The sequence below is a fragment of the Rhodopirellula sp. UH5 genome (genome assembly GCF_056839225.1).
The window spans coordinates 4425245-4448756 of record NZ_CM166390.1; the positions used below are offsets into that span (position 1 = coordinate 4425245).

The window sequence follows — 23512 nt, forward strand, 5'->3', positions numbered from 1 at the left end:
CGAAGAATCGCTCCAACGACAAACCGCCTTGGACATCAAAATTGACTGTTGTTCCGTTGACAGTCCACTCGCCAACCGACGTGCCTGTTTGGCTCTTGGCAAACAAATCGCCTTCGATCGTGCCACTGACTGGACCGACGGACAGCAAGTCCATCGGGTTGGCCAAAGTCCCGACCGAACCACCCGCATCAATTCGCAGAGCGGGCGCGTTCAAGTTCCAATCTTCTGCTGCCGATCCGGACAAACCGTCCACGATATTCGCGGAGGCATGAAGCTCAATGCTCGTCGATGACTGCAAACGCCCGACCGTCAAGTTGCCGGCGGTGACATCCAACGCCAAAGTCCCACCCGAGGACAAACGCAGAACGTTCAAGTCATCAATCGTTTGCGTTCCGCCCAGGTCAACAGTGCCGCCGAACTGCTGCACGCGGAAGTCGCCTGTGGCGGCCCCCGTCAACGGCGCGTCCGCATGGATCATGATCCGGAACGGTGTTCCATTGGACGCTCCCTGAACCACGGTCCCTTCCAAATGAGCTCCCGCGAGAGCGACGATTGCCGCTTCCGCACTCGCGCCGGTCGCAGCGGCATCCGAGAGCACACCCGTCGAAATCAAACGTGCTTCACCAGGAGTCACCAATCTCTTGACCGCCAAGGCCCCTTCGCTGCGAATGGCGATGTCATCCTTGGCGGTTCCTTGCAAGGTTCCCGTCACGCGAATGTTCACGTCCTCGACCACTTGAATCGCCACGCGGCTTGGCGTCGTGGTGTCCGCAACCAATTGTCCGGACTGCAAGTCGACCGTCCGGTCATGGGAACCGTTGCCGGATGGATCGACCGTGTCCTTCGTGTCATGATCCACGGTGATTTCCAACCATCGCGACCCGTCGGAAAAGTCTTGAGCCGACAACGTGATCGTTTCGTTGCTTCCGACGTATTCAAACCATCCGAATTGATCCGCGTCGTATTCCACCAACACGGATTGCCCGGTCGCGATCGCGAAGCTTGCTGTGTCGTCGGTGGTGTTGAAATCAGCCGAAACACGCGTCCATAGCGACGTGTCCGACAAATCGGTCGTTTGAAAATTGAACGCGGCTTCGGCGTCCACACCCACATAACGGTACGTCGCGTAGTGAATCCCCAGCACGTCGTTCACCGTTGCCTGCGAAAGCGTCGCTTGCTGAGTGGGTGACAATCCATCCAACCCCGATTCCATGTCGATCGTCAATCGTTCGCCGATGGAACCGATGCGTCCGCTGGGAGGGTTGACCTCTGTATTTGTGTCACCCGCGATCAGCGTCACATCACTTCCAATGATGTTCAGCCTTTCTTGCGTATCAGCCGGCTCAGGATTCACCGAGAAGGTTTCGGGATACAGGTAACGTCGTAGGTTCTCCGAGATGGGGCTAGCCAACGACGACGCCTGCTGGACCCGTTGGTCGATCCGAGCTTGGCGTTCGACGGAGGTATACAAGAACGCATAATCAGGGTCATACGATCCGCTCCGCAGCGTCTCGCTCAGATCCATCGTGTCTTCACCTGGCGTGGAATCATCGACGGTGTAGGTGAATCGCTGCACCTCAACGGCTGCCAGACTAAAGTCGAACCCGGCGACCAAATCCACGGGCGTGACATCCGCCAGACGATCCGTGTCTTGAGACGCGAAAGCAGCGTCACGCTGATCGGTCAGCAATTGAAACTCCGTCGAACTGACCTTGACGACGAAGTAGCGAAAATCTTCCGCCAAACCGATTTGACCAGCCGTCAGAAACAGTTCTTCACCACCAACCAAACCATGAGCCGAGGTGGTCGTGATGGTGTCACTGGCGAAATTGATCTCATCCAGTGCCAATGTGCTTGTCACGGAATCACGCGTCGCGTTGCGGACTTCGTTCCAGTAGTCGTGATACTTCTTCGTCGCGACGGACTCTTCGCTGCGCATCGAAGTTTCCGCCGCCCGCGTCGCCTCTTCGCCATACAACCCAAGCTGCTGATTCAGCTCTTCCACTTCTTCAGGAGTCGGCGCGGACGTGCTTTCCTGCGTGCCATCGATGATGTCACCATCGATGGTTGTGAGGTACACATCGCCTGTCACCGAGTGCACCGCCACATCGATGGAAGTGGTGTCCAGTTCGTCCGAGACGCTGGAATAGTTGAGTGGGGCCAGCAGATTCAGATTGCCAGCGGTTTCGGTGACATAAATGTCGCCGGGCGCGTAGGCAGACAAACCGCCCGCGGCGTTGTAGGCACTGTCCACTTTGATTGGCAACAACGCCGTTCCAATGGATCCCCGCCGTGTCGAAAGCTCAATCCGATTGCCGCGAATGAACGAATTCGCATCGACAGCAACAATTCCATCGCCGGCATTGATGAAGACGTCCCCATCGGCATCAATTTGCTCCACTTCAATGATGGAAGGAGATTCAACGGATGCCAGCATGGGACCGAAGAACATCGCAGCGACTGCAGGAGCAGCACTGGTGTTGTTCGTGATCCCATCAATCGTCACGGTTCCGCCCGCGGTGATGTTGATCGGCTCATTGCCCGTTTCAACATTGATGTTGATGTCACCAGAAACCACCAGGGCTGGGGTAACACCATAGAAACCGGCTGTTCCAGACGCGTTGACGTCCCCGGCACTGGAATCGAAGTTGACTGAACTGTTGGCTGGAACGGAAATGTCTCCGTTGATCAGAATGCCGGCCTTGCTATCCACGTCGACCGTTGACACTCCGGTGTCATGTCCAACGAACTCAATTGAAATCGGATAGTCCGCACGAAGCGTGTGCGTGTAGTAGTCCGTGATCCCTTGAGTGATTGTGATCTCAGTGTGCTGCGTCTTTTTGCGCAACCAACCACCGCCGCTGGACCATTGTTTGATCCGATAGCTGTAGTTTTCAAAGTCGCTGCGATAGCGCGCGGTCTGCCCCGAACTACCCAGGTCCTGCCAACGATCCGTGTCGGTGTAGTCCGCATCGCTGAGCACGACCGTCAGCGTTGCAGTTCCGGTGTATCGATAGAAATGACCGCCGGCACCACGCGCGGCCGGAAAATCGTTGACCAGTTCAATGATATCGCCTGTGTCCAACTCCACATCGGTGTCATTCGCCTGATGATAGCGAATGCTATATTCAGGATTGACCTCCGGCGAATCTCCGAGGTAATCCAACCCCTCACTCGATGCACTAGCGTCCAAGCGATAGAGGAACTCCGATTCCAGGATCGGCTGAGAGTCACGGTAATTCACCGACTTCCATTTGTAGGAATTGTCCTTGACCAGCGCGTCGGCGAGCCCATTGTCACCGAACAGGTTGAAGCTCTTCTTTTCAAATTTCTTGACTTCGACCTTGGTCTTTTCCTGACCTTCCACCCAAACATAGTGCAACTGCCCATCACCATCCTCCGCGTCGGTTTGATCCCCCGCGCCAGGGTGATACTCATCGTCCGTTTCCGTATCGGCTTCCGTGTAGGAGATGCGATTGGCATCGCCGTCATCGGTGTTCTCCACATAGAACTTTTCTTGCACTCCACTGGATGTGCGTGTGTAAACCGTTTTGGTGACCGCCACGGTATCGACCACCGTGATGATGCCTTCGCGATTCGTCGTGGTATCAATGCCGCTGATGATGACCGGGTATTCACTGGTGTTGTCAATGTCGACGTTTGCCACACCATAGGCAGCCACCAAACGACCATTGCCCGTCGAGAAGATCTGCCCCGCCAAAGTGATTCGCCCACCGGCAGGTTCCAGCTCATCGATCACGATCGCTTTCTTTTCAGCGTCAAAGTAGCCACTGACCGGAATCGAAGGTTGCCCCGCCAGATCAAAACTCACTCCTTGCAAAGGCGTGCCGTTGGCATCTACCAATGAGGTCGTTGTCCCAGAAGGCCGGAAATTTTCGTCAATGGAAACCCGGACGGTTTGAACGCCGGACTGAATCAACCCGTTGACATTGAGATAGCGTGCCGTGACCGAGATGGTTCCTTGAGCAACAATTTCTGAAAGATCATCTTCAATCGACTCTTCGAGATTCACTGTTGCGCCGGTTGGAATCCATATCCCCGTTCCCCCGACCCTCACATACACAGCGTCTTGAACACTGACGTCGGAGGCGTTGTCATATTCCTGCAATGTCGTGTTGCCTTCGTCATTGAACACTTGGCTGCGGAGATATTGGTAGTTGACGTATTGACGCGGATCACGGTTCACGTGCAGCCAGTCAGGCGCGTTCAGGTTGAAATCACGCCCGGCGTTGATCGTGACCGTCGCCCCACGGATTTGACCGCTGACACTGACACTTCCATCGGGATTGGAAATCGTGATGCTTCCATTTTCATTGATCACGTCGCCATTGATGTACAGGTCTTGCGGCGCGCTGGACGGCGACGCCGACAACCCGTACTGCGAGAACTGACTGTTGGGAAGTGCATCCGAAGTGATGTTGACCGATGCGTCGCCCTGGGAACTGCTGTTGTTACCGCCAGCCCGCTGCGTCCAATTGACAAACACATTCCCCGGCGTGAACTGTGTCAACTCACCATCCACCACCGCCACACGCCGATTGTCACGGATTTCGACGTCATTCACGATTGGAATGAAGGGCGTCATGTTGTGGACGGTGATGTTGGCTCCCGCACGCGCATTCAATTCCCCATCAAGCGAAACCTCACTTGAGTCCCCTTCGATGAAGATGGAACCCGGCGCAGCAATCAGATCAGGAATTTCAACGAAGAACGCATCAAGATCTTGCCGAGCCACCGTGATCGTGTTGCCATCGATTTCGATCGTCTCGGTCAGTCCCAAGTCACTCATCGTGCGATCGATTTCATCCAACTGCACCTGATAGCGGGCGAGGGCTTCTTTGTTGTTGGAGTGAGCTCCCATCCAACCCAAAATCGTCTCCCGTTGCTGCACCAGCAAGTTCCCGACGTCCCGATACGCAATGGTTGGACTGGGAAGATTGGGATTCTTCACGACATAGAATTTGTTGTTCAGATTGCTTTCGAATGCCTTCGTAAAATCGCTTTGATAAACGATTGTGTCATCCGCATCCGAATCAACACTTCCGGCGACCAGTGTCCAACGTGAGGAATCCGTGTAGTCCTCGTTCTGCATCACGACCGAGTGCGTTTGATCTCGGTCGCCCGACGGTTTGAACTGATAGGTGCTTCCCTGCGTTCCACCCGCACTGTGGTCGCTGGCAACTTCCACATAGGTTCCATAGGTCAAATCGACCGGAATGCCAGCGATGTTCAGCGGCGAAAAGTGGTACGGAACATCGGTGTCCAACTCCACTCCGCCAGCACTTTGATTTTTCAACCACGTGTAGTCAGCCGTTTTAAAGAGCCCAGGATCGCTGCTGGACCCTGCCAAACTCGGATCCGTCAGAGCCAATCGACTGACATCCAGCTCATCGAGACTGACGCTTCGCACCAACACAGCCGTTTGGTTGTAGAGACCCGCGATCACGCTGGAACCAGACGCCACGTTCACACGAGACGTTCCACTGGTCTCTTCCCCAGCGTCCGAGACGCTGTACCCATAAGGAACGCCCGAAAGCGAAATGACAGTGCCGTCCGTTTCGGCGCGGGCAGGGATATCTTCACTGCGTTCGGACAGCAAAATGACGTCTTGAAAACCAGCGACATTGGCGCTCTCATGGATGGTCACGTCATTGGTGAAGTGCATTTCCGAAACTGGAACACCAATCGCCACGGAAGGTCCAAGCGAAATGGTCGTGACTTCGATATTCGCAGAATTGCTGAGCAGGTTGGGCACTTGGTCGGAGTTGCGTCCGGACTGAACACGCACTTCGCCGCCACGAATGTCGGAACCGCTGATTTCAATCGAATTGTCAACGTACGAAATGGCACTCGCTCCCGCACCTGCGGCCGCATGACCGGCCGCGGCAACAAACAGATTGCTGCTTGGCAACAATCCAATGTCGCTGAACGTGTTGATATCAATGTCGCCACTGCGATTGATCAGCTTGGCCTGACCAATGGTGACATTCGAATCGGTGTTGGAATGGATCGTGCTGACGCCAGTCGTTGCGGCGAAACCCGCCACAGATTCAATCCGAACTCGGTCACGAGCGTCCGTCGACATGCTCGAAGAAATCTGCAACACGCCCGGGGACGACGCACTGCCGGCAACATCGATCAGGGCCCCATCGGCAATGTCCAGGTAGGCTCCCGTTTGGTCCGATCCCGAACCGATGCTCGTCGTCGACGCCAAGATCACCGCCGACCCCAACCCCGCTGAACCACTGAGCAAGTTCTGGCCTCCATTGATTCCATTCTTGGTCACCGAGTTGTTTGATTCCAAAACAACTTTGTCGCCGTAGACCTCGGCACCGCCCGCAACTTGCAGCTTGGCGTCACCCCAAAAATTCAGATCTCCCACCGCGCCCGCCCCGGTCCCCAGACCGACCGTGAAGGAATCCGAGGAGATATCACCATGTTGATTGGCAGTCGCTTCCATGCGAACGTTGCCTCCGTCGATCGTGGCTCCATTGGCCAACAACGTCGACACGGACTGATCCGTGTCCAACTTGGCCAGGGATGCGTTGATGGCCACAACGCCGCCACCAGCGGCAATCGTTTTACTAAGCAGATCGTCATACGAACGCGCAGCAATCGTGACGTTGGGTGCCGTGATCGTCGTTCCCGATTCAATCAACGCAGCCACTTCGTCAACACCAGTGCCCCGCCCTGCCGTCAGTTGGGATTTCATGATGCCCACCGCGGCACCGAGACTGAGCGCACCACCGTCCGCTTGGCTGCGAGCCTTGGTTTTGCTGTCCGCTACAATCTGCACGCTTTCCGTCGCTTGGATGGTTGCCGCATCGACACTCACCGCAGTCAGCGTTTTCAGCACGGCCGTTGCCAAGTTGGTGCTCGCCGCATAACTCGAACCGGCTGAAATCGCGACACTGAATGTCTCCTCGATGGTCGCATCCGTGTCTGCCAGCACGTCCACGTTCGCGGCGTAGACATTGGCATCCATGATGGTGCTGCGAACGGCACTGCTGATTTCATTTTTGATCACCGAGACACCGAGTGCGGCGCCAATTCCCGTGGGACTGTACGCCAGACTGGCGTTGGCGGCGGTGGCTTCCACGTAAGATGTCTCCATCGCTTCGACGCTCACATCCCCTCCCGCCGTGACGGTCAAACCACCGTCGATTTTGGCTTCCACCGAATTGGCGATCTTGTTCGTGATCCCCAAACCACCGCCCGCAACAGCAACACCGAGTCCCGCCGAGACACTGGTCGTGACACCGGCAACGTCTTCGATGCGGTCGTTGGTCGTCGCTTCAATGGTGATGTCATTGAGCGCAGTGACTTGGTCAGTGCGTTCGCCTTCGATCCCAGCGTAAACGCTTTTCGCGATCGAGTTGTCAACGACCGTGATCGCCACGCTGACTGCACCCACACCCGCCGACAACGACGCCCCAACCGCAGTCGCCCGTTCAATCTGGGTGGCGCTTTCGGCCTGGATGATTGCGTCGCGAGCAACCAAGTCAGAATCTTCGACCATGGCACGGACGGATCCTTGAACCACGTTGAGCGTGCTGGTTCCACTGGCGGAAACGCCAGCACCGATTCCAATCGCAATGGCCACACTTCCCGCGGCCGACGTGGAAGCCACGGTTTCAGCAGAAGTCGCCTTGATCGTCGCGGTGTCGCCGCTGCTGACATTCGAATCCGTGATCGACGCGTGAGTCTGATGTGCAGTACCACTCGCTAGACTGCCGATGCGATTGCGTGCGATGGCCACACCGATCGACCCTGCTCCCGCAAACTTGCCTCCTGCAACCGCCGCCGAAATGGCGACCACGGTGGCGTCGATGTCAGACACATTGCTGGCCAAGACCGACAGATTCGCAGGCGTGACCCCAACCGCCGCGTCTTGATACGTTGCCAACAATCCCAAAGAGGCGACGCTGGAGTCTTCGATACTGGCCAGCGATTTGGAATCGATGTCGTTGAACGCCGATGCCCCTGCCCCCGACAACGCCACGCCCACGAGACCGCCACTGATCGCCATCGCGGCGGCGTGCGAAACCGCATCGATCCGGGCATTCTCGGTCGCGAGGACGTCAATGTTTCCCGCTGTGGATGTGATCTGGTATGGCGGAGTTGCCGGCAAATCTTCGGTGACCGTGCTGCTGCCGGTGGAGAAGACGCCGGAATCAGAGATCGTGGCAAGGACGTCGTTGTTGATCTGGTTCCGAGCAACCGAAGCACTCACTGCCAGCGAAACGGCAGCGGTTCCCGCGAAAGACGCTGCCAATGATGTGGCACCAGCAACAGCTTCAATGGCGCTGTTGTCAGTGGCGGCGACACGAATCGACTGGGCATGAATGCTTGGCAGGTCACTGCCGGTGAAGGCGTCCAAGTGGCTATTGGAAGATTGCGCCGTGGCGACCGGACTGGTGCGGGCAAACGTGGCAATCACAGTCCCCGCAGGTCCAACGTACGCTGGCACGCTCGCGACGGGCCCATCGCCATCCATGGTGGATCGAACATCCATTTCAATGCGGTTGGTCACGCCGACACCCGCACCGGACAAGGCCACGCCAGCGGTTCCGCCACCACTGGCGGCCATGGACGCGGATTCAACAATCGACTGAATTTCGTTGGTCGAGTTGGCCTGCACCTGCAACGCACCTTGAGCGGCGATGCCACTGTCGATCACAGTCGCATGCGTTTGACCACCGTCACTCGACAAACCAACCCACTTCCAAAGCTCCGAATTGCCGTAATCCTGCTGCGTGAGCCAATTGGCTGGATCACTGGCGTTGGGATCCGACAAAGGCGTGGCACCCAAGTACTGATAGATGTAACCCGCACGCGGTCCGGCGACGATTTCAACGGTCTGGTTCTGCGAAATCGTGATCGTCTCGGCGCTCGCGGTGGAATAATTCGCCGTGACCGCATCGTCCGTCTTGATGCCAATCAAGTTGCTGGTCACCGCCACACCAACCGAAGCCCCGACGCCGTTGCTGCCACCAATCGCCAGGCTGACCGAAAGAGCCAGCACGATCGCGTCGATGTCGGCGGAACTGGTTGCCAGCACATCCACATCGCCCGTTGCCACGATCCGACTGTCAACGATTGTCGCCAACGTGTCCGAAGTGATTTGATTGCGAGCATCGGCGCCCGCACCGCCCAGCGCGACCGAGTTGGAACCGGAAAGGGCGACACTGGCCGACGCCGCAAACGCGATCGCATCGATTGAACCGTTCGAGACCGCACGCACCAAGACGTCGTCAACGCCGATGCTTCGGTAGTTGATCGTCTCAGTGCTGCCCGCGTGTTCCCCGATGGATTCGAAGGCAACCGCGCCATTGACGATTTGTTCGAAGTAGGCATCTTCGATCGTGGCTTCCGTCTGAGTATCGATCGCATTGTTTGCCAACCCGACACCGACAGACACGGCGACAGCGTTGCTGCCGGCGGCCGCGCCAGCCAGACTGGCGGCACCGGCGAGGGCGAAGATGCTGGAGTTGTCTGACGCCAGAACGCTCACATCACGAGCCGAGAAGTTGTGATCGATCGTGCTGGTCGGCGCGTCAATGTTGCGAATCGTGGCAATGGCATCCGCCGCGATTTTGTTTTCGGCGTAGGCTCCCGAACCGGAAAGCCCCAACCCGTTGGATCCCGTGGCACTGACCGCGACGGATGCCGAAATAACGGCCGCGCTGATCCCTTGCCCGCTGGTTGCAGCCACAATGACATCGCCATCGGTATCGATCGAACCGCCGTTGATCGTAGCGGTTGCACTGGATGCCTTACGAGTCGTTCCCTCATACCCGATCCGGTTCCTGGCCACCGCCGCACCCAGCGCCGCGGCGCCACCGTTGTTGGATCCGATTCCAACCGATCCCGTGGCCGAAACCACCACGGAACTGATTCCAGTGGTGTTGGTCGCTGTGACCTGAACACCGGCGACACCAAAACCTGCGACCCTGGATGTGACATCCGAATCGATGATGTGCGCATCAACGGTGTTGGTGATCGTGTTCAGCGTCACCGCACCTCCACCAGCAAAGGCCGCTGCGTTTTGTCCGGCAGCGATGGACACGGACGCCGCAATGGAGATCGCTGTCACACCGCCGTGATACAATTCAAGCTCCCCGTCGACCAAACGAATCACATAGCTGATCCCTTTGTCTTGGTTGACCAGCAACCAACTGGTACCTGTCTGCACCGTGGAATCAGCGTCATCCGGATCCACTGATGTTTCGGTGCCCAATTGCGTCAACGTGATCGGTGCGGCGGATCCACCCAGCGCGTCGGCTGCCTCATCCCCTTCCAATTGACGATACAAACGCCCCAGGATCGAAAGGTCTGCGGCTTCGTCGAGGGTGTATTCATCTGCCGGAGTGTTCTCCAGGTCCGAATCCTTTGCGACAGCGTCATCCAGATCTGCTGCCGTGATGGCATTGCCGCCAGTCTGTTCCAATGTCTTGTAGTGGGCACCAAAAGAATCAGCGGTGACGCTGACCGCACCCGACGCCTCGATCGTCGAATCGATGACCTGAGCAAGGGATTGTCCCGAGAGTTGATTTTCCGATACCGAAACACCAATTCCAACAGCGATCCCGGTGCTGGAAGAACTGGTTCCAATCGCCAGGCTGGCGCCGACGGAATAGGAACGCACGATGGCTTGATCCACGGTGGCCACTTGGACGGAACCAGCCACGACGTCCGACCCATCGCGAATTTGAGCGACCAGCTGTCGATCGATTGTGTTCAAAGATCCAGTGCCACTGGCAGCCAATCCCAAACCAATGCTGCTCGTTGCCGTTGCCAGTGAAGCTGCCAAGGACGTCGTCACAGCGATGATTCGGTTCTTGTCTTCGCCTGCAATCGACAACGCACCCGCGGTGGTCAACGTAACGTCAATCAGTTCAGCAGTTGTTTCCGATTCGATCGTGTTCCACGCGAATGACCCCGCCACGGCCGCACCAATGGCTGCCTTTTCGTTCATTCCCCCACCGGCTTTGCTGCCCGAGACGCCCGCGGCGATGGCAACGATGTCCGAATCATTTTCGGCACGGATGGTGGTCGCGCCGGCAATGTCCGCATCCAAGCGATCCACCCAGGCTGACGTGCGAAGATTCAACAAATTGCGATTGAACGACCCGGCCAATGCCACGCCCGCATTGTCGGAATTTGCGATTGCAATCCCAGCCGAGACCGCAACCACGCTGCTCGCTTCGATGGCGTGAACCATCAGATCGCCACCTGCGGTCGTTGTCAGCGTTCCAATCGAACTGACATACGCTTCCACGCTGGAATCAAGATCATTCCAGGTTGCATCACCCGCCAGCCCGACACCGGTTTTGAAAGAATTCTGCGCAGCCGCCTCTTCTTGGGTTGGCACGGTGGGTTCGGTTGGCGTCGCACTCTTGTTCTCCGCAAACGTGCCCGCCACGCCGAAGGACCAAAGGTTTCCGCCGCTGTTGGCATCGACCGAGACGCCAAACGATCCAGCCGCAATGGACAGGCCTGCTCCCCAATCAAAGTCAATCGTCCCAGTGGCGGCAGTGAGGTTAATGGCCACCGCGTTGGTCGCGTTCACAGCCGAACTCGCCAACCGGAACTGGTCGCCGCTATCGCGGATCACATAGTACATCGCACCAGCGGTTAGCCCGGTGATGCTGGCTCCCGATCGAGGAACATAGCGCAGCGTGTCACCGGTGCTGAGACCGTGCCCATCCAATGTGATCGCGTTGGATCCCAAATTGACATCTGCGTCGGTGATCGTTCGCCGCGTGTCCCCAATCGTTGCCGCAGTTTGTTTCTCGATATCTCGCACATTGACGGTCACGCCAATCGCAGCCACGCCAGCCTTCTGAACCGACCCGCCAATTCCGATGTGTGTGGTTTGGTCGTCCGCATCAACATCAATGCCGCCGCCGGTGTAGGTCAATCCATCTCGAATGTGAGCCTGAGTTTGGTTCTCTTGAAGCAGAACATTGACCGTCCCACTCACGCCCACCTTGCCGCTTTCACCACCGGCCTGCGCAATGTCGATCGTGAAGACATCTTCGATGGCAGAAACGGTCAAGGGCGCATCAACGCCCGTTTCAATGCTGGCGGATGGATGAATGATCGCTTGTGTCTGGTGATCAAACACCTGGATCAGTGCGCTGCCGCCGATCCCCAACTTTCCAGCGGTGTTCCCGATCGGCTGAACAGGGCTGCTGAACTTGCCTTCTTTGACCATGTCCTTCACATTGCTGGCGCTGGCATCCACGCTGATCATGCCTGAAAGGCTCAGCAGCGTCATTTCAGTTTCGGCCTCCACGTTGACGCGTCGATCCGCTCCGCTGTAGAGGCTGTTCTGATTCAGCTTCGCTCCTTCGCCGACACTGGCGATGGTTCGATTGGTGTAGTCGACATAAGCAACCGTTCCCGCTACGGAATATTCCGCTGCCTCGCCATCTCCTTCGGTTGTGCCGTCACCACCGGTCGTCGAAGCCGACCAGACATTCAGGATTTCGCTCATCCCAAGATTGCCTTCCTGCAGCTTCTCCACCTCGCCGAGCCAATCTTGCTGGTAGAAACTCAGCGGATCATCAATGGTCGCGATGGTTGACGTGCCAAATGGCAACGCTGCCAACGGATCGATTCGAATGGGATAGCTGAGGCTGGCCAAGACGTCGATCGCTTGGCCGGCGTCCAACTGACTGTCCTTGCCAATCGTGGCTTGCACATTGTTATCGATCAGACCGATCCCAACGGTCGCACTCCCGGCAAACTTCTTGTCCGAGCTACGCTTGCGCAACTCATTTGATTTCAATGGCCCGGTTTCGGTATCCGATCCACCCGCTGATTCCGTGCCGCCGCGCGACAGCACTTGAACATCTTGCTCGATGCTCGCTTGCACCACGATGTCGTATGGGGACTGCAACGTGGATCCCGTGCCGGTCGCAGCAATCACATCGTGATCCACCTGGTTCACAGCCACCGTGCCAGCCAACGAAAACGTGTCGTTGGTCTGATCACTTGTCGTTCCCTTGAAAGGCATGTTTTCAAGGAAACTTCCCGCAAAACCCTTCAAGCCAGCACCAATCCCTGATCCGCCTGCCGATGGCACACTCAAAAAACGCCGAAAGGCGGGATCATCTCCACCGAGAGCGGCGCCCGAATCGACCACGTTGCTCGCTGCGAGGTCGGCTGTGATGCTGATGCCGGAACCGGCAAACTGCCCCAGGTAATGTTTGGTATCACTGGTTGAATCAGGATCACCAAAAGCAACTGGTTGCGCGTTGAACGCCTCCAACTGAGTTTCGGTCAATCGAAAACGATTCGCATCGATCTTACTGACGAAGTAGGTCCCGCCATTGCGCAGACCACTGATCGCGGAATCTGCTTTCGTCAAAAAGCTTGTGCGTTGAAACCCGTGATACGTCGCCGTTCCCGCTCCAGTCAGGTTGATCACGCTGTCCGTCGCCGCGTTCAACAAACGGAAATGATCCACATCCACCACGTCGATTTTGTACGACGTGCCTGCAACTAAACCGCCAATCGACGTGCCGCCTGTGGCCAAATACGTCACTGTTTCGTCAGCGGAAAAACCATGTTGATAGCTGGTGATCTGGTTGCTTGATGCATCCACGACTGGACCAGCAGTCGGATCAAACAACACACCCGTTGTCCCGCTGGAGGGCGTCTGCAACGCGGCAGTGAAGTCAAAATGGGTCGAGTTTCTGGCGAGACTGAACCGGTGCACGGCACCATTGGTCGCACCCGCGCTCAGATCGATCACGTTGTCTGATTCATCAAGCAGCTGAAAACTACCGCCATCAACCCGCTTGATTTTGTAGGTTGTGCCGCTGACCAACCCGCCAATGCTGGAACCACCTTGATTGTTGTATTCAAGCTCATCGCCAGCGACCAATCCATGGTCATCGATGTAGATCGTGTCGCTGGTGACATCCATGTCTGGATAGACAACCAACAGCCCGTGCGACTCGGGATCCAAACCGGTTGGCACACTGATGCTGACCGGACTGCCACTCGCCAGCGTGGTGGCATCGGCATAGAGCTCGATCGAATTCGCATCGATGACCTTGACCAAATACTCATTGCCAGAGACCAACCCATCGATCGAAGTCGTTGCAGGACGGTACACAACCGTTGTACCGGTGTCCAAACCGTGATTGGGCAAGTTCAGGCGATTCAGCCCCTCGTTGATAGTCGATTCCGTGCGGGAGCCATCGACCAAAAGAACGCCAAAACCAGTCGAGAAACTCTCGCCTTCATTCCCGCCGATCTCTCCGGTCAGGTTGACCGCTGTGCCGGCAAACGCATCGCTTCGCGTGCTGGCCAGCTGAATGCGATTCTCATCCAACTGAATCACATAGTACGTGGTCGCGTCGGTCAGAACGTTCGTCGTCGCGTTGCCTTGCCCCTCGCTGTAAACGATCTCTTGCCCTGTCTGCAGTCCATGACCTGGCAGCGATATTTGGTCGTCGATCACATCAATCGTGTGGGCCAACAACGAATGCTCCGTCCCCGAACCAACCGAGGAAACACTCATCGCAGTCCCAGCAAGCGCCCCGGCTCGACTGGATGCAACTTGCAGTGTTCGCGAATCGACAGCGATTGCAAAGTAGTCTTGCCCGTCAACCAATCCGCCGATGGCTGTTCCAGATCCATCGGAATAAGTGAATCGCTGCCCCGTGACCAAATGGTGATCCACACGGAGATTCAAAGTGTTGGCGTCCGTATCCACCGTTGATCCCACCGCAGCATCGGTGAACGACGGATCAAACTCAACCAACTCTGGCTTGTACAGCATGTTGTATTGCTGCGTCGTCACCTGGCTGCTTTGACTGGAGTCGGTGTGGTACGTGATCTGGTCACCGGTGTCGAAACCGTGACTGGTGATCGTGATGGAATCTTCGGCGTCGTCTACAACGGTCTCTGGCTTGAAGGTCACGGCCGCATTGTCAAATCCCAATGCATGTGCGTTGCCAACGGCTCCACTGGTCAAATCGATCGCGACCGTCTGCGTGGAGGCGTCCGCAACCTGGAAGGTTGTGTTGCCGCCTGATTCAGACACGTTGATAGCAACGTAGTGTGTGCGATCTGCCAGACCGCCAATGGGCTGCAACTCCGGCACTGGCGTGGCATCGTGCCCCACCATGTAGACCACGGATCCACCTTCTTGAATCCCAGTCGTACCGACCGTGATCGTGTTGTTCCCGACATCCACCGCCGTGGCAGGATTGAAGGACACAGCATCGCGTTTCGCGTAAGAATGCGTCGACGCTGAATTGGTCGCTGCTGCGGAAAGATCGATCGCGGAACTGCGCACCAATTGAATGTTGTCGCCATCAACGACCTGAACCTGATAAGTTTCTTGGTTGATCAAACCAGCAATCACCTGAGCAGCCGCACTGCCGGTCGGAACCGCCTGGTAAGTCAGCCGATCGCCATTGGACAGTCCGTGATCGGGAATGTTGATCGTGTTGGTGGCGTGTTGCAATGCACTGTGATCGAGCGCAGTGCTGACGGTACCAGCGGCAGTGATCGTGCCATCGACCTGGGATTGAATGTTGGCGTCATCAAATCCCAACGCGATGCTCAATGCCCCGCGGCCATCTTCACGAATCTCAGCCGCCGCTGCCGCTTCATTTTCAACCTGGCCGATCGCGTTGACTTCAACGTTTCCACCCGCGTGAATGATCGTTTGCGACCCGACGGTTGCCGTCGACGTTGTCTGAGAATTGGTGATGGCTAGCGACGCAGCCAACGCGGAGGTGTCAGGCGGAGCCGGGTTGGTTCGAAATGCAGACGTCTGATTTTTGACGGTGGCTGCCGCAACCGAGGCAATCGTTTCCGCATCCGATTCAATCTTCACATGCCGCGACGCATCCACGGTTGTCGTCGCACTCAAACTGACCGTCGCCGAAGATTCGGCCTGCGAATACCCAGCGCTGATGCTGTTCAAGAACGCCAGTCCACTGCCCAACGCACTGGTCCCTGCCGACTCATTGGTCGTGTTGTTTGCGACGGCCTTCGTCGTGGCATCCGAGACGGCTTTGGCAATGATGTCAACATCACCGCTGCTTGCACTGATGCTGCTCGCGTTGATATCAATCGATGCCTCGCTGCTGCGGATCATCACCGCCAAAGGCACCTTGGGAATGATGCCATCGAGCAGATAATCCTCCACAAAACGCAGAACCGAATTCTGCAGAAACTCGGGCACAGAATCATTGAGGTTTTCATCTTCGGCGTTGGCCGTGATCGAAACAGACGTCCCCGTGATGGTCGCACCCTCGATCTCGATCTCCGCGTTCTTCTCACCGCCGCCAAACTGCTGAAAAGAGCTGACGTAAGAGGAGATCCGGTCCGCGTGCAGTTTGATCGAACCACCAACGATCGAAGACCCCGTGTTCAGTTGGATCAAGCGATCGCTTGCCAAAACACTGAACGGATCAATCGGCAACGATTGGGCAAAACTGAAATCGTCCCCGACGGCATGGAAATCGACATCACCTGCTTTGATATCGACGCCTGCAGCGACGACAATCGTATCGGCCGTCAGGTTGAGACCGAGTGGATCGCTGTCAGAGTTCTCCAGATCCAGACTGCCAATCACCTCAATCGTGTCATCGCCAGCTCCCGCATCCAAGGAAACACTGTCGAAGCTTGAGAGATCGTGAGTCGTCGGCGTACCACCGTCAACGACCACCCGCAGGTTGTCGCCCGACATACTCAACTGAATGGTGTTGTCGCCCCCGAGACTCGTCTCCCCCAAGGCAGCGGCATCCAAAGAAAGGTCACCTGCGAGCAGCTCCCTTGCCTCCAGCGCCTGGACGCTGAGCTTCCTGCCGAATCGTTTCGCCCTGCGCCCTCGCAAACGGCTTGACTTCGTCGTTTGACTTCTGCGAACACTCTCAAAAATGGCAGTCAAACGTTTTTCAAAATTCATCGATGTCGAACCTGGTGGACACTAAATTTGCATGCACTGCCGGAAGCCGAGAGTGAGCGAAAGAAGTATCAAATTGATGAACGAGGTCGAAACTCCAAGAAGCTGATGAAATTGCGGGCTTTAGCAAAAAGGCAAAACAACTGAGGAAAAACTGGCATTCAGCGAGATTCGGGCATCCACACCCGCCTCAAAGCATGAACAAAACACGATGTTCCGCCGTCTGCCAGCAAATCAAAGGCACTGCATTTGCTCAGCGGGGGCCAGCGTCTTCAAAAAGGCCACAAACAAAATGCTCAAAGTCACATTGACACCCCCAGCCGGAATTCCATAGCAGGATGATCTCGAAATGCCTTTTCACCTACCGGTTCAGCTAGCAAGAAGCGTTCAACGGCGGCTGCCTTGATCAACCGGACCAATACAGCATGCTCTGCCAACTGGGATTGATGGATGAGATTTTGGACAATGGTCGCACTGCCCCTGTGCACTCTTTGCACTGCAGGAAGCTTGCTGGCGCAGGACGCTGGACTGCGGCGTCTAACACAGGCTTGGCCGCAATACGGTGACTACGCGAGCACCGACTCTCCAACGCCTCTCAACACGCTTGTCACGGTGAATGCCGAAACAGCCCAACCCCTCAACAGCCCATCGAAGAAGCCGAGCGGAGGAGCCAGCTTTCATCTCGCAAGCCTGAATTCGTTGGAAGACCGTGCTCAGGAAAGCACTGCGGAAACCCCTGTCACCGCTTCCGAAAACAGCGACCGCAAAAGCAAGCTCCGCGACACCGAACCCAAATCCTCCGCTCTCGGCCTCGATGCAACATCGAAAGCGAAACTGGATCGCGATGTGCAACCGGTCGCATACAACAGCGGTATCGCAGCGTCCATCTCTGACAGTTCACCAGTCGCTGAACTGCAAACACTGATGATTCGCCAGGGCAATCAGATCGCAAGAATGCAACATGAATTGGATGCGAAGGAACAAAGCCGCCGTGAATCACTTCCCACAAAATGGTTTGCGAGTTTCGACAATGTGTTTGTCCAACCCTTTCAATCCAACACCACGGCGTTGATTGTTGAACGCGATCACGACGACAATGGATCCGTCGATGAGTACGTCTCGATCATGTTCCCTTGGGAACTGGAATACAGCTACCGTTATCAAGTTGGCCAGCACAAATCGGACGGCACATTGGGATTCCAAGCTCGCTACTGGCGGTTTGACCAAGGCACGTCGCTGACCGCCAACGAGGACAACGGCTTGATCCCAACCTTCCAAGAGGGAGCGATCGGCTACCTCTCCGAAGACGGCGACATCACAACCGGACTGGCCTTCATCAATGAAGGAAGCTTCGCCAGCACGATTCACTCCGATGTGGTGGATTTCGAATTGCAAAAGCGAATTGCGCCCCGATTGGATCTCTACACCGGTCTGCGTTACGCCCAGGTTGGCCAGGGATACGCCGCCAACACCGATGTGGGAACCGTGCATGCGTCTTCCCAGTTCCGAGGAGTTGGCCCGACCGTTGCCCTCGCAGCCTTCCATCAACTTCCGCTGGATCGCTTGCAACTGTTCACCTCGCTGCGTGGATCTCTCTTGTACGGGCACCAAGACTTTTCCGTCTCGGACAGTTTCAATGAAGTCACACAAAGCCTCAATTCCATCGACGTTCGCGATTCGAACAATGCGGCCCGCCACTTCACCGGCAACACCGAACTCCAATTCGGAATCGAGTACTCACCCTGGGACCTGCTTCAAATGCATGTTGCACTCGAAGCCCATCACTTCACGCAAGTGGGCGGCCCCAACCCGCCGGCCACGTTCCTTGGTCCTGACAGTGGGATTTCCACCGACAGTCCGCTGGATGACGGTCTCAGTTTCTTTGGACTGTCCTTCGGTGCCGTCGTCAAATTGTAAGCCCAGCCCAGCCAACAACTCCCGGGGAAGGCCAGTCTTTCATCGCGTTGGAGTCCTGCTTTGCAAACTTCAACGCATCGAAAACCGGGAAACGAAGATGCCAATTGGGGATACATTCCCCCAAAACACCAATGCATCCGGGTGCCTGACAATTCTTTTACAATTGCCTGACACCCATTCGAACTTCTGAGCGACCGCTTCTCGTTCAATGAGTGACGTCCGAGCCATGTCCGGCTCGATCGCTAGTCCTCTCTTGTCTCAGGAGCCTTCCGATGCGTTTCTCATTGTTGATGTTACTTGTTGCTGCCATGACGGCCTCACCGCTTCACCAAGCGAGTGCCGAACAAGTCAAATTGGATGTCCGCTTGGTCCACCCGGTTATGAAATCGGGTGAGAAACAAACCAATCACTTGCGAATCGCACTGACTGGTTTTGAACTGAAATCCGCTGAAGAGCGACCACCCGTCAACGTCTGCCTGGTGCTCGACCACAGCGGTTCGATGAGCGGACAAAAACTCACGCGTGCCAAAGAAGCTGCCGAAGCCGCGATCGATCGGCTGAGCAACGACGACATCGTCTCCGTCGTTCTCTACGACAGCAACGTCACGGTTTTGGTCCCGGCCACCAAAGCCACCGACCGCGAATCGATCAAACAAAAAATTCGCGGAATCAAAGCCGGCAGTGCCACCGCGTTGTTCGCCGGTGTCAGCAAAGGCGCCGCGGAAGTTCGCAAGTTCCTGGCCGACGAACAAGTCAACCGTGTCATCCTGCTTTCGGATGGCTTGGCCAACGTGGGCCCACAAAGCCCACAAGAACTGGAAGGACTGGGACGTTCGCTGATGAAGGAAGCGATCAGCGTTAGCACACTCGGACTGGGTTCAGGTTACAACGAAGACTTGATGGTCGCGCTCGCTTCAGTTGGCGGTGGCAACCACGCCTTCATCGAAGATGCTGACTCTCTGGTGTCGGTCTTCAACCAAGAGTTTGACGGTTTGCTCAGCGTCGTTGCGAACGAATTTGAAATCGTGGTCAAACTGGATGAGTCCGTCCGTCCCGTTCGAATGATCGGCAGCGAAGGAGATATCGAAGGTCAAACGATTCGCATTCCGCTCGCTCAGCTCTACGCCAATCAAGAACGTTACTTCATCGTCGAAACCGAAGTTTCACCCGGCACGGAAGACTCCACCCGAGACCTGGCAGAAGTCACGGTGCAGTATCGCAATCTACAAACCGAAACCAAAGAGAAACTGACCAGCAGCATCCAGGTTCGCTTCAGTGACGAAGAAAAGATCGTCGAAGAAGCCAAGGACATGGAGGTGTACGCCTACTGCAGCTTGCAAATCACCACCGAACTCAATCGCGAAGCCACCGCGCTGCGGGATGCAGGTCAAGTCAAGGAAGCACAATCGCTGCTGAATCGAAATGCGACCTCTCTCAACAAGCTGTACTTTGAGTGTGAAGCGAAGGGCGTCACCAGTGTTCTCCCAGAGCTAAAGTTGGCCGAAGTAAGCAACGAAATGCAAGCCGAAGCGATTGTCGATCGTTCCAAGTGGAATTCAACTCGCAAGAGCATGCGACAGTTGCAAAATGCGGTCCAAAATCAACAAACCTATTCGGTGGACGTCCCCAGTCTCTCGCCTTCCCAATCCGCCGCCCCTCGTCGGTAATCCCTTTTGCCTCTGCGTCACGTCCTCGCACTGCTGTTGCTCATCGTTTCGCCGCTGATCTTGATCGGCTGGTTCGGAACCGCCACGCTCGCGCGGCAACAACAGCAGCAACGTGAACAATTGCAACAACTCTTCGCTGGGCGACTGCAGGACTTGAGTTCCAACTTGCGTCCCATCGCCCAGCGATATGAAACCGAACTTGGCGACCAACTTCGGCAGGCCGATCGTGACTTAAATCGCCTGGCGGAACTTCGCCGCTCAACGCCCATTGCTCGATCGGTCTTGTTGGTCGATCGCGATGGACGATTGATCTACCCTCGCAAACCAACCGTTGACACATCCTCGGAAACGTTGTGGTATGCCGCCCTGAGTGAACTTGCTCGTGGACGCCCCATTGGAGAGCAAGACGAAGCCACTGTTCCACTCCGCGACCCGGGATCCTTGCCGTCCATCAAGCCAACCATCCCGCAGTCGCGAAGTCCCCGGACTTCCAAATCGTCGGTCGCAAGCACCCCACCAACCACCAGCACTCGCTGGCAAAGCTGGTTCCACGAAGACGGTTTGCAACTGGTTCTGTGGTTGCCACGATCCGACCAAACCGCCACCGGGATCGTTCTGGAACGAGGGCGTTGGATGGCGGACTTGGTCGAAGCCTTGCCGGCCACGACTGCGACGGAAGCCGGGCGCTACGAACTGCGAGACAGCACCGACCGGACGGTCTACCGCTGGGGCGATTCCAAGGATGCAACCAACCAAGCCCAACCGCTCGCCACAATTCGAATGGATTCGCCCTGGAACGGATGGCGGTTGATCTACACGCCGTCGACCGATGCGGCCCCAGGCTGGCTAGCAGACGGAACGGTACCGTTGCTGGCAACCTTGCTGGCACTGGCGACCACGCTGTTGTTGCTGGGAGCGTATGTGATGACAACGATCCGACGACAAATGACACTGGCTCAACAACGCGTCAGTTTTGCCAGTCATGTGTCGCACGAGTTGCGAACGCCTTTGACCAACATTCGCTTGTACGCCGAACTCGCCAAACGCGACCTCGATTCGGAATCAACTTCCTCTTCAGATGAGACCAACCAACGCCTGCGACTGCGGGAACGCCTGGATGTGATCGAAGAGGAGAGCCAACGTCTGTCCCGCTTGGTCACAGGTGTCCTCGACATGGTTTCCGGCAAAGGCAAACTGTGTCCAACACTCGAAGTCCCCGACCAAATCATTCGTCGCGTCCTTGAAAGTTTTGCTCCCGCTTTCGCGAGTCTCGAGATCAAAACGAAGCTGAAGCTCAACGCCGACGAAGCAATCCCGATCGACGCCGATGTGATCGAACTGGTCCTGGTGAACCTGCTCAGCAACGTCGAAAAATACGCGGCCGCCGGAAAGCGAGTCACACTCACCAGTTCTCAAACAGCAACCGTGATCACGATCGACGTGATCGATGAGGGTCCGGGGATCACCAAGTCGGAAGCGAAACGCATCTTCGAACCCTTCGAACGGCTCGACGATTCCTTGTCCGCACCAGCGGGAACAGGCCTTGGACTGGCAATTGCTCGCAACGCGGCCCGTCGGCACGGTGGCGAACTGACCTGGATTCCCTCCCAGACCGGTTCGCATTTCCGCTTCACGCTGCAACCATTGGATCCCACGTCCAATCGTTTCTCGTCATCCAAAACCAAACGACCATGACCCGAATCTTGATCGCGGAAGATGACCGACACACTCGTGCTGCCCTGGAGGAATTGCTGGGTGCAGAAGGCTACGACGTGGCCACGGTCGGTGATGGCCTGTCCGCATCCAAGATGATTGAATCAAAGAAGTTCGATCTGGTGTGCCTCGACGTGATGATGCCCATGAAGAGTGGTTTTGACGTTTGTCGGCTCTTGCGTGCGAACGACAAACGAACGCCCATCATTTTCATCACCGCCAAAGGGGAAGAGATCGACAAGGTGGTCGGTTTTGAATTGGGAGCGGACGACTACATCAGCAAACCGTTTGGATCCCACGAAGTCATCGCCCGAGTCAAAGCGGTTCTGCGACGCTGCCAACCGGAACCCAGTGAAGATCAAAGTGCCAAGGACCCGACCGCGCACGTCGCGTTCAACATGGACGACTTGCAAGTCACACCATCAAAACTGCGAGCCACTCGTGGCGATGGGTCCATTGAACTCACCGCAAGAGAACTTCAAATCTTGATCTTGCTGCATGACGCTGACGGGGATGTGGTGCATCGCCAAACGCTGTTTCAAGAATGCTGGGGTCCCGGCCGAGTCCCCAACAGCCGAACAATCGACCAAACCGTCAGCCAACTCCGCAAACGCATCGAACGCGATCCCAAACACCCACGCATCATCCAAACCGTCTACGGACTTGGCTACCGCTACGAGTGCAAGGCTCACCCATGAAAACGCTCACCCTTTCGATTGCCTGCTTGGTCACGTGGTGTTGTGCTTCCGCTCATGCTGCTGACCTGCGAATGCAATTCGTTTTTGATGGTCCAGCTCCAACCCGTGAACCGCTCAAGGTCGACAAAGACAAAGCAGTCTGCGGCCAATTGAACTTGCTCGACGAGCGTCTTCTGCTAAGCAGGTACGCAGGAATGATTGGGTTTAATCTCGTGAGCCGTTTGGGTGTTAACCTGGACCGCGAAATATTTTCTGTTGTAGGGTGTATTCGTTTGCGCAAGTTTCCATCCCGGTAGGGATGTCAGATGGTAGCCGTCGGTAAGCGATAGCGCCACCGATGGACATGCCCCCCCACGCCACCACTCTCCATCCCGCCGTGGCCATTGGCCACGGCGGGATGGAGAGTTTTATGGGAGCTCGTTTTCCGGGGGTGTGCTGCTACGCAGCAACCCCCGGCTACCATCTAAAATCCCTACCGGGATGAAGAAAGACCGAAGCCGGAAGAAAAATTGCATTCGCTATCGGAATGCCAATAACAAACATTTAGCAGTCCAGCG

At 56.4% G+C, this 23512-nt stretch carries 5 protein-coding genes (1 of these 5 only partly in view); 4 read left to right on the forward strand and 1 reads right to left on the reverse strand.

Translation table 11 applies throughout. The annotated features are described in order from the left end of the window. Positions 1 to 16789: the 5' portion of a hypothetical protein gene (locus tag UH5x_RS15680; RefSeq protein ID WP_482632950.1), read on the reverse strand. It extends 12248 nt beyond the left edge of the window; the window shows 16789 of its 29037 coding nt (coding positions 1-16789); the start codon lies at positions 16787 to 16789; its stop codon lies beyond the left edge, outside the window. A 621-nt stretch (positions 16790 to 17410) separates the two neighbouring features. Here UH5x_RS15680 and UH5x_RS15685 point away from each other — a divergent pair. From UH5x_RS15685 to UH5x_RS15700, 4 genes are all read left to right on the forward strand, one after another. Then, a complete protein-coding gene (locus UH5x_RS15685; RefSeq protein WP_482632951.1) occupies positions 17411 to 18877 on the forward strand; it encodes an Lpg1974 family pore-forming outer membrane protein in 1467 nt (488 codons plus the stop codon). 272 nt (positions 18878 to 19149) lie between these two features. Further along, complete coding sequence (locus tag UH5x_RS15690; RefSeq protein ID WP_482632952.1) at positions 19150 to 20544, forward strand: vWA domain-containing protein; 1395 nt, start codon at positions 19150 to 19152, stop codon at positions 20542 to 20544. Positions 20545 to 20550: 6 nt separating this feature from the next. Next, positions 20551 to 22239 carry a sensor histidine kinase gene (locus UH5x_RS15695; RefSeq protein ID WP_047812222.1) on the forward strand — a complete coding sequence of 563 codons (1689 nt, stop codon included), beginning with the start codon at positions 20551 to 20553 and terminating at the stop codon, positions 22237 to 22239. Beyond that, positions 22236 to 22955 carry a response regulator transcription factor gene (locus UH5x_RS15700; protein ID WP_482632953.1) on the forward strand — a complete coding sequence of 240 codons (720 nt, stop codon included), beginning with the start codon at positions 22236 to 22238 and terminating at the stop codon, positions 22953 to 22955. Before UH5x_RS15695 ends, UH5x_RS15700 begins: the two co-directional genes overlap by 4 nt. Positions 22956 to 23512 lie beyond the last annotated feature (557 nt).